This is a genomic window from [Scytonema hofmanni] UTEX 2349 (assembly GCF_000582685.1).
Classification (GTDB): domain Bacteria; phylum Cyanobacteriota; class Cyanobacteriia; order Cyanobacteriales; family Nostocaceae; genus Hassallia; species Hassallia hofmanni.
Genome location: NZ_KK073768.1, coordinates 2,371,809 through 2,380,925 on the forward strand (window position 1 = coordinate 2,371,809; position 9,117 = coordinate 2,380,925).

A 9,117-nucleotide genomic window follows, 5' to 3' on the forward strand; every position below is an offset into this window, starting at 1 on the left:
TGCGACGCAAGGAAGCAATCTCAAAGTCTTGTTTTCTCGTAACGAGTGCATAAGTCCTAATTCTGTAGCAAATCAATAATAATTAAGAGATTTTGGATTGACGTTTCACAGATACAAAGTAGACCAATAAACCGACAAATAAAGTTGCAAGTCCAGCTAAAGATTCAACGCTTTTCTCGCGAAAAATAAATACTAAGATCCACAAGTTAATTACTAAAAAGAGAATAGTTGTAATGGGATGTCCCCAAGTAGTATATGGTCTAGGCAAATTGGGATATCTATATCTCGCGATAAATACTCCTAATGTTGTAAAAAATGAGGATAAACTTAGGGTAAATCCTAAATAAGTAATAATTGCTTCAAAGCTAGCGGTAATTAATAATATTGTTACCAAAAGTAATTGCAAAAAAATTGCATAAGTGGGAATACCCTGAGCATTTTTTCTAGCAAGTAATTTAAACAGGGGGATATCATCACCAATCACTTGGGTAACTCTTGGTCCTGCTAAAACCATTGAACTAATCGAAGAAATGAGTCCCATAGAAATCAATAACCCCATTATCTTAGAACCGTTGCTACCAAAAATTTGGTTAGCAGCGACATAGCCAACTTCAAGTTGTCCTGCTAATTTATCCAAAGGTGTGGAATACAAAAAGATAAAATTTAGTAGCAAGTATAACCCTGTGACAATTAGAGTTCCTATAATGAGAGCGCGGGGTAAATTCTTTTCTGGATTTTCGACTTCACTTGCCAAATAAACTGCTGCATTCCAGCCTGAATAAGAATAGATAACATAAACTAAAGAAACTGCAAAAGTCGAACTGAGAATTGTCGTTCCATCTTCGATAGATGGCAAAAAGCTAAGTTCTTGAGGTTCAGCAAAGGAAAATCCACAAATTATCAATATAACTATTAGGGACACTTTCAGTACAGTAAAAATCTGTTGGAAGTAGCTGCCAAATTTCAGATTATTCGTATGAACTAGAGAAACGCCTGCAACAACAAATAAAGCGATTCCAGTAGAATGAAGATAGGGAAATACCTGTGTCAAATACTTTGCTAATGCCATTGCAGCAGCAGCAATTGGTGCGGCAAAACCTACCGTTACTGATACCCATCCTGATAAAAAGCCGATCGCAGGATGATAAATACGAGATAAATAATAGTATTCACCACCGTTGTATGGCATTGATGCTCCTAATTCTCCATAAGCTAATGCACCGCACAAAGCTAGAACTCCTCCTAATAACCACAAAAATAAAAGCGCAAAGCCAGATTTAATATCTACTACTTGGAAGCCTAAACTGGTAAAAACACCAGTACCAATCATATTGGCTACCACAATGCAGGTAGCAGTAAATAAGCTAATACTACGAGGGTTTTGTTGTTGAGTTAAAGGCATTTTATTCTTTTATTTTAGAATTAGAATTAGATTGATTATTTAGCAAACGAGCATTCATTCGTTTGTAAACAAGACGAGATATAGCTGGAAAAATTTGGGAATTGCTAGCGTATGTAGAATCCTGAGCAAAAATCGCCAAAATATATATTTTCTCATTGTTTTCTGTTGCAACCATTGCCGCTTCTCCTCTAGCAAGAGAAACCAATCCTGCCTTGGAATAGAAGCGAACATTCGTGTTAGATAAAGACTCTCCAAAAAAGCCTTCTATGGGATTAAAATCTAATGAGTATTTTTGCCAAACATTGGGATTTAAGTCTCTTTTTAGGAACCCGCACATTTTTTTACTACTTTGTTGAGAAATTGCCTGCTCAGAATAACAAACTTCGTATATTAATCTAGCTGCTTGTTTGGTTGTTATCTTATTCCAATCCCAAATAGGATTGCCTAACATTTGTAATTCACTACCTTTCGGCTCTTGAAGATCAAGGTAGTCAACGGGAAATGCTTTCTGACTGATATTAATATTTTTATAACCTGCTTTTTGAAAAAAACGGTTAATTGCTTGTCGTTTATTTTTTAAAATCTTAAATTTATCGCTACTTAGTTCCGAAGTCGATTGTGTATTTGTAAATTGGTCAAGTATAAAACTAGCAGCTTCGTTATCCGATTCCTTAATCATCTTGGTGATATAAGGAATAAAACTATCTTCGTTTTCCCAAATACCGCTCTCTATTTGAGCATATAAAGCTACCATCCAAAACATTTTGACTACACTAGCTGGATATCTCTGCGTATCTTCCTGATAACCAGCAGTTTCACCAGTTTTTGCATCGATTAAGGTAATTGATAAAGGTGCTTTAGACAGATTATTTGCTGTGGTTAGATTAATAACATCGTCAACAATTACTTGCAATTCTTGACTGTGCTTGAAGTTTGGAGGTGTTTTGAGGTTGTAGACAACTTCCGAATCTTCTTGTCCTGGTTGACGAGAGGGAATCGGTAGTGATTTACCCCAAGAAGGAAGTGGTTGAGGAATAGCCTGCAATTTTAATGATTTTGGAGTAGATGCTTTAGCGGGAAACGCACTCCGAGATGCGAAAGAAGTCTTAGGTGAATTTACTGCTAATTTGCGAGGTTTTTCCAATAGATTTTTGGGTATTAAAGTGATTAATAATGTACCTAAAATTGCTAATCCAACATTGACCTTAGTCCCATAATATAAAAGCGAGATTCGATTTCGTTTAACTCTAAAACTTGAGTTCAGCATATTCTGAGATTTGCCAGTACTATCCCTAACACACATCAATTGCGTAATATTAGCTATTTTTACATAATGGATTATAAAAATCTACCTAAACAAAGCATAAAATATACAATTTATTCCTTTAGATAGATGATGTCATCCCCCGGTAATCACTTAGGGACTTGCGGTGTACACAGAAGTTGAGCCAGAGCGAGTTTCCAGCCAAGAAAGAAGGGGTTGCGATCGCAACCCCTTTTCTCCTCCTTGTAATGATTATTATTCTTGTACGTCTGTTATATTTTGTTTTTTTGGAATAATTTATTCATTTGTTAGGTACGGGACTTACGCACGGACTACGAATTTCCGTCCCTATCGACGTAAGGAAGCAATCTCAAAGTCTTGTTTTCTCGCGACTGAGTGCGTAAGTCCTAAGGTATTACAAATAATACCTAACAGTGGTAATAACGCGACTTTGTTTAGCTCTTAAAGCTGTTTTTAAGAACAAAGTTGTTTGGTTGTGTAAAAGACTATCCCACCAATTACGAGTGACAAAAGCCGGGATAATTACGGTTGTAAAAACATCTTGATGCCGTTCTTCAAATTGTGTGATAAAATCAACGATTGGCTCGATGACAGAACGATAAGGTGAATCGATGATTTCTAAGGGAATATCTGATTCTAAATTTCGCCATTTTTCTTGCAGCTTTTCTCGGTCAGTAGAATTAAGGTCTACATGAACGGCAACAATTTCATCGGCAATGGTGCGTGCGTAGTCTAAAGCTTCTACTGTTCCTCGATTAAGTTGTCCGACTACAACCACTGCGGGATGAGTCACGACTGTGGGTTTCGGTCTGGGAACATAGCTACGTGGTGGTAATCCTTGAATGCTGAGACGTTCGGCTACATATTCATAGTGAGCGTGAATCGCTAAAAATAGCCACACTACCAAAGGAATCGCGACAACTACCAACCAAGCACCTAAGAGAAATTTGGTTGAGACGATGACACCGAGAACAACTAGTGTAGCGATCGCTCCCAAACCATTCATCAAAGCACTCGCTTGCCAACCACGTTCTTTTGATATAAACCAGCGACGTACCATCCCCGCTTGGGAGAGGGTAAAGGAAGTAAATACACCGACTGCGTACAGAGGAATAATGGCGTTAACTTGCCCTTTGAAGATAATCACCAAAACCGCAGCACAGAGGCTGAGAAGGATAATACCGTTAGAGTAGACTAGGCGATCGCCTAACAATGCTAATTGTCTGGGCAAAAATCCATCTTTCGCCAAAAAGTAACTTAGTCTGGGAAAGTCAGCATAACTGGTATTTGCTGCTAAAAGCAAAATCAACAAAGTGACAATTTGGATAAAACCGTAAAATGGTCCAGTCCCAACCAGCAGCTTACCCAACTGAGAAACTAAAGTTTCTCCGTGTGTGGGAACAACGTGATAAATATTCGACAGGTAGGTGATTCCCACGAACATTAGTCCGAGAATTATCCCCAAAAAAAGCAATGTCAAGCGAGCATTTTTCCACTCTGGTTCCTTAAAAGCCAAAACACCATCGGATATTGCTTCTACTCCCGTCAGCGCTGTACATCCAGCAGCAAAAGCTCGCAAAATGAAAAACAAACTCACTCCTTCATTCACCGGAAGGCTAGGATATTCTGTGACAGGTTGTCCAGTAGCTTGTTTAAACAAACCAAGGGCAATCAACACAAAAATACTGACAATAAAGGCATAAGTAGGAGCCATAAAAATATTGCCTGATTCCTTTACACCCCGGAGATTTGCCAGCGTCAACAGGAAAATAAAAATCAAGCAAAGGCTGACTGTATGGGGTAGCAGTGCTGGAACTAATGAGGTCAGGGCAGCGGTACCAGCAGATACACTGACGGTGACAGTCAGGATATAATCAATCATCAGCGAACCCCCAGCCACCAATCCCGGATAAAGACCGAGGTTTTCTCTGGCTACGATATACGATCCCCCACCTTTGGGATAAGCGCGAATCGTTTGCCGATAGGAAAGTATGACTATTCCCAGCAGGGCAATGATTGCAACAGCAATAGGTACAGACAAACCCAAAGCGCTGCTTCCTGCGGTTACTAGAACTAGCAGAATCTCTTCTGTCGCGTAAGCAACCGAGGAGAGAGCATCGGAGGAAAGAACCGCTAAAGCCGCAGCATTGCTCAATCTTTCTTCAGCATGAGCGCTGGTTGGTAACGATTTACCAAGTAAAAATTGCTTGATTTGAGGGTAGAAGGACATACAACGCCCACCTGAAAAAGGTTTTAGTCATTGTTCTGTGAAAGTCAAAAACTAAGCACTGAGCAATGAATATTGCAATTTTGGCAGATTTCTTAGCAATTGTTATAGAATTTTAAACTGGACTGATTAAGTAGCAATACTATCTATAGATAGTTTTTTTAAGAATAGGGCAATGGGCAATGGGCAATGGGCATTGGGCAATGGGCAATGGGAATTAAATATTTCGATTTTTGATACGCGTTTTATATCTAAATAGAACTCTTTCCATGCCCAATGCCCCATGCCCCATGATGCCCAATGCCCATGCCCCATGCCCCATGCCCCATGCCCCATGCCCATTGCCCATTCCCTCACTAATTAGTTGCTTTTTCCAACCAGACTTCTACATCGTCTGCAAGTAACTTATCTGCGGCTTCTAACATTGATGCTGCAATGTCTTTGAGGTCTTCGCGGTTGTTCAAGTAAGTTTTTAAGGCTGACATCGGATCGATGCTACTACTTGCGCTTAATTCAGGAATGCGGGGACGAGCCAATTGACTGATTAATTCTGGTTGAATGGTGTAAGTGTGCGCTGTAGTTAAAGCATCGTGCAGTGAAGAGTTATCAATTAGATCCAACTGTTCGGAGCGAAGTTTGTAAATGAGTCTAACTACTGCGTCTTCTATATCATATTTGGCGATCGCTTTCATGATTGCTCCTTGGGGATCTTCTGCCTTGGATACATCCACTTCAATCGTCCGGAAAGTCCGCACATCCAAACGGCAAAATTCCCATTGAGCGTTACCCCGCTCCAACTCTATCATCACATAACCTTTATCTTCTTTCTCTTCGCTAAAATCTACCCGCTCAATACTTCCCGGATAAATCACCGGCGGATCGTTAGATTTATTCAAATTTTGATGTTTGTGGACATGTCCCAATGCCACATAATCAAAACAAGGTCGCGTTAACAAAGATAATGGCAGAGTAAAGCCTTTACCCACAGCCAAAAAACGCTCGGCTCCTAAAGTCGCATTGTCAGCCATTAAGTGAGCTAAAAGCACAGTTGGCACATCCGGATCTAAACGGCGAACTTCTCCTTCTAAAACTACTCGCAAGCGTTCTGTTAATAACTGGTTGACTTCCGCAAGTGATAAACTTTCAGTATCTTGCCGCGTCATCAACGCCGAACGAGTCAGCCAAGGTAAAGTTATAACTTGCACGCTTCCATTACGAGTTTGGATGCGGTGAGTAGTTAAGGTATCACCCACAACAAAACCCCGCACTTCCAAGGTGCGGTAAATACATAAACTTGCCCCTCCCTGTCCTTGGGAGTGTTGGTCATGGTTTCCCACCAACAGCACTGTGGGAATGTTAGCATCCACGAGGCGATGAAACTGACTGGCAAAAGCTTCTTGCACATATGGTGGTGGTGTCGCATCCGGGAAGGCATCGCCACCGAATATCACCAAATCTACCGCATCTGTTAACGCGCGATCGATACATCGAGATAAAGTATTGACAAAATCCTCCAACCGTGTATTTAATCCTGTCTCTGGATTAATGCGTCCGTGGGAAAAACCGCTTCCCATATGGATATCGGAGAGGTGGAGGATTTTAATCATATTTGTCCTTTGTCATTAGTCACTTGTCTAAATACTAATAACAAATGTCTTAAGCTTACCAGTTTCGCGCTAGTGTTGGTGAGCGATCGCTTTCCTTTTTACCTATAGCGCTTCTCGGTTGCGTGTAATATGCGGTGTAGAGACGCGAAATTTCGCGTCTCTACATTTGCAGGATTTTTAGCCCACCGTTGGGTTACTGCTGTGATTATTCAAAAGATTTTTTAAATTCATCTTTTATGTTTTCAGCAGTGTGAATCACTTGAGCCTCAGCTTGCTTTACTTTGCCTTCAGCTTTGTCTTCTGGGTTCCCAGTCAACTCACCAATAGCTTCTTGAACCTTACCTTCAATATTTTTAGCAGTTGCCTTGATTCTATCTTCAGCGCTCATATCGTTCACCTATTTTAATTATTACTTTCTAACCTCACGATCTATATTATCGATATATGATTTATTTGATAACTGCACTTTAGATAGACTTTTTGTCGGAATATCGTCTACCCTAAGATAGATATAAGTCATACAGACATAAATCTTTAACTAAGTAAACTTAATCAGGACTTATGCACGGACTACATATTTCCGTCCCTATCGACGCTTCGGTTGCACCTATCTAAGTCTTGTTTTCTGGTAACGAGTGCGTAAGTCCTATTAATAAAATTTTGATATTATGATTTGAACAAATAAAAAATATTTAAGGAAGTAGAAACGTGGCAATCAAGCGAAATAAAAATATATGGACAAGTGAATTTAATAACATAATTAGGGGTGCGTGTGGAGGATTTTTGTTTGGCATCCCTTTGCTTTACACGATGGAAGTTTGGTGGATTGGTTCAGTCGTAAAACCACGAATGATGATGGTAGCGATCGCACTGACATTTATTGTGGTTTTCTTGCTCAATCAAACTGAAGGCTTTCGCAAACGCAGACGTGCTGCCCAAGCTTATGATGCAGTATTTGATACTGTAGAAGCGATGGCGATCGGCATAATTTGCTCTGCTTTTGTGCTATTATTATTACGAGAACTCACACCAGAAACCGCCCTCAAAGAAGCTGTAGGTAAAATCATCTTTGAAAGTGTACCATTTTCATTAGGGGTAGCATTAGCGAATCATTTTTTAGGAGATAGCCGTAATGCCAATACACAACAAAATGGTGACGCAAACAAAGCTCCTCAGCAGAAAAACCCAGATGAGTTAGAAGCGACTCTTGCTGATATTGGTGCAACTCTCATTGGTGCAACTGTAATTGCTTTTAATATTGCCCCAACAGATGAAATTCCCATGTTAGCGGCAGCGGTGTCTCCATTCTGGCTTTTATCAATTATTGCTGCATCTTTGCTGATCTCTTATGGAATTGTATTTCAAGCAGGTTTTTCAGACCAACAAAAGCGCAGACAGCAAGAAGGTATTTTCCAACGCCCATTAAGTGAGACTATTATGTCTTATTTAGTGTCGCTGGTAGCAGGTGCTTTTATGTTGTGGTTCTTTCAAAAGTTGACATTTAGCGATCCTTGGACAATGTGGTTAGATCATGCTTTGGTGCTTGGTTTACCTGCAACAATAGGTGGTGCTGCTGGAAGGTTAGCGATATGAATCAAACAGAACAACGACGAAAGCGATCGCTTGCTGAATGGGTTACATTTAGCGCCGCAACCCTCATCCTCACAGGAATTGTCGGTCTGGTATGTTACACCTGGGTGAATGATAAGCATGAACCCCCCATTCTTTCTGTGACTAACAAACAGAAAATTCGCCAGGTCAATGGACAATTCTATGTCCCCTTTGAAATCATTAATACTGGAGGAGAAACAGCCGAATCAGTACAAATTATGGCTGAATTAAAAATTAATAATGAAGTTATAGAAACCGGAGAACAACAGATTGATTTTTTATCTACTAGTGAAAGAGAAGAAGGAGCTTTTATATTTAAAACTGACCCTCGCAAAGGTCAGTTAACTCTGCGAGTTGCCAGCTATAAGTCACCTTAGCCTGTCCTGTAGAGACGTTCCGGCGGAACGTCTCTACTTTTAAACGCTTACTTTCGATTTAGACCAAACGCCATTTTCATCTTCATCATATTGCTGATGAACTGCTTCCCAAGCAGCCTGTTCCGCTTTAGTTTGGTCATTTGACTCATTGAACACAACGTTATAACGCTCCATAAATGTGCGTTGAGCGTCAACAGAAAGATGAGAGCGAACTTCCGGAGATAAATCCTCTACACTCTTGCAAGCACCAGAACAAGCGCGAGCCAATGTTGCCTCAATTGTGTGAATTTCTTCACCACCAGCACTTTCTAATAATAATTGAAATTCGCCGGCGCGATCGCTTGCAACTTCAGCCATCACTAAAAACTCACCAGCTTGTAACCGAGTTTGATAAATAGCGGCTTTATCTTCTGACATACCCAATGTGGTGAGAACTGACACCAAACCAGCACCGGCACTGCCAGCGATCGCACCACTAGCTGCTCCTAACAACACTGCACCAATGGGACCTGCTGCCACAATCGGACCGACAAAAGGAATACTCCCTTCCTGCCAGAAGACTCCCTAAACTGTAAGATAGTAATTTACATATTACATAAATCTAGCTG

The 9,117-nt window shown here is 40.4% G+C and carries 8 protein-coding genes and 1 pseudogene; 3 read left to right on the forward strand and 6 right to left on the reverse strand.

What is annotated here, in order from left to right; all coding sequences use genetic code 11:
• Nucleotides 1-82 precede the first annotated feature (82 nt).
• The 3 genes from TOL9009_RS0115530 to TOL9009_RS0115540 all read right to left on the reverse strand — a co-directional run bounded on the left by TOL9009_RS0115530 (nucleotide 83) and on the right by TOL9009_RS0115540 (nucleotide 4,917).
• Complete coding sequence (locus tag TOL9009_RS0115530) at nucleotides 83-1,402, reverse strand: APC family permease (protein ID WP_029633606.1); 1,320 nt, start codon at nucleotides 1,400-1,402, stop codon at nucleotides 83-85.
• 1 nt (nucleotide 1,403) lies between these two features.
• Nucleotides 1,404-2,669 (reverse strand): serine hydrolase, encoded by a 1,266-nt coding sequence (locus TOL9009_RS39325; RefSeq protein ID WP_051502920.1) that lies wholly within the window; start codon nucleotides 2,667-2,669, stop codon nucleotides 1,404-1,406.
• A 412-nt stretch (nucleotides 2,670-3,081) separates the two neighbouring features.
• Nucleotides 3,082-4,917 carry an APC family permease gene (locus tag TOL9009_RS0115540; RefSeq protein WP_029633607.1) on the reverse strand — a complete coding sequence of 612 codons (1,836 nt, stop codon included), beginning with the start codon at nucleotides 4,915-4,917 and terminating at the stop codon, nucleotides 3,082-3,084.
• A 230-nt stretch (nucleotides 4,918-5,147) separates the two neighbouring features.
• Between TOL9009_RS0115540 and TOL9009_RS47350 the strand changes: the two genes are divergently transcribed.
• Complete coding sequence (locus TOL9009_RS47350) at nucleotides 5,148-5,318, forward strand: hypothetical protein (RefSeq protein WP_186227570.1); 171 nt, start codon at nucleotides 5,148-5,150, stop codon at nucleotides 5,316-5,318.
• Here the strand turns inward: TOL9009_RS47350 and sbcD are convergent.
• On the reverse strand, nucleotides 5,271-6,521 hold the full coding sequence (gene sbcD, locus TOL9009_RS0115550) for an exonuclease subunit SbcD (RefSeq protein WP_029633608.1): 1,251 nt from the start codon (nucleotides 6,519-6,521) through the stop codon (nucleotides 5,271-5,273). The genes TOL9009_RS47350 and sbcD overlap by 48 nt on opposite strands.
• A 205-nt stretch (nucleotides 6,522-6,726) precedes the next feature.
• Complete coding sequence (locus TOL9009_RS0115555) at nucleotides 6,727-6,909, reverse strand: CsbD family protein (protein WP_029633609.1); 183 nt, start codon at nucleotides 6,907-6,909, stop codon at nucleotides 6,727-6,729.
• Nucleotides 6,910-7,229: 320 nt separating this feature from the next.
• Between TOL9009_RS0115555 and TOL9009_RS0115560 the strand changes: the two genes are divergently transcribed.
• Nucleotides 7,230-8,114 (forward strand): TIGR02587 family membrane protein, encoded by an 885-nt coding sequence (locus TOL9009_RS0115560; protein ID WP_029633610.1) that lies wholly within the window; start codon nucleotides 7,230-7,232, stop codon nucleotides 8,112-8,114.
• On the forward strand, nucleotides 8,111-8,509 hold the full coding sequence (locus tag TOL9009_RS0115565) for a TIGR02588 family protein (RefSeq protein ID WP_029633611.1): 399 nt from the start codon (nucleotides 8,111-8,113) through the stop codon (nucleotides 8,507-8,509). The genes TOL9009_RS0115560 and TOL9009_RS0115565 overlap by 4 nt, the downstream gene beginning before the upstream one ends.
• A gap of 39 nt (nucleotides 8,510-8,548) precedes the next feature.
• Here TOL9009_RS0115565 and TOL9009_RS39335 read toward each other — a convergent pair.
• Nucleotides 8,549-9,049, reverse strand: a pseudogene (locus TOL9009_RS39335) (ChaB family protein); the annotation flags it as partial.
• Between the last annotated feature and the right edge of the window lie 68 nt (nucleotides 9,050-9,117).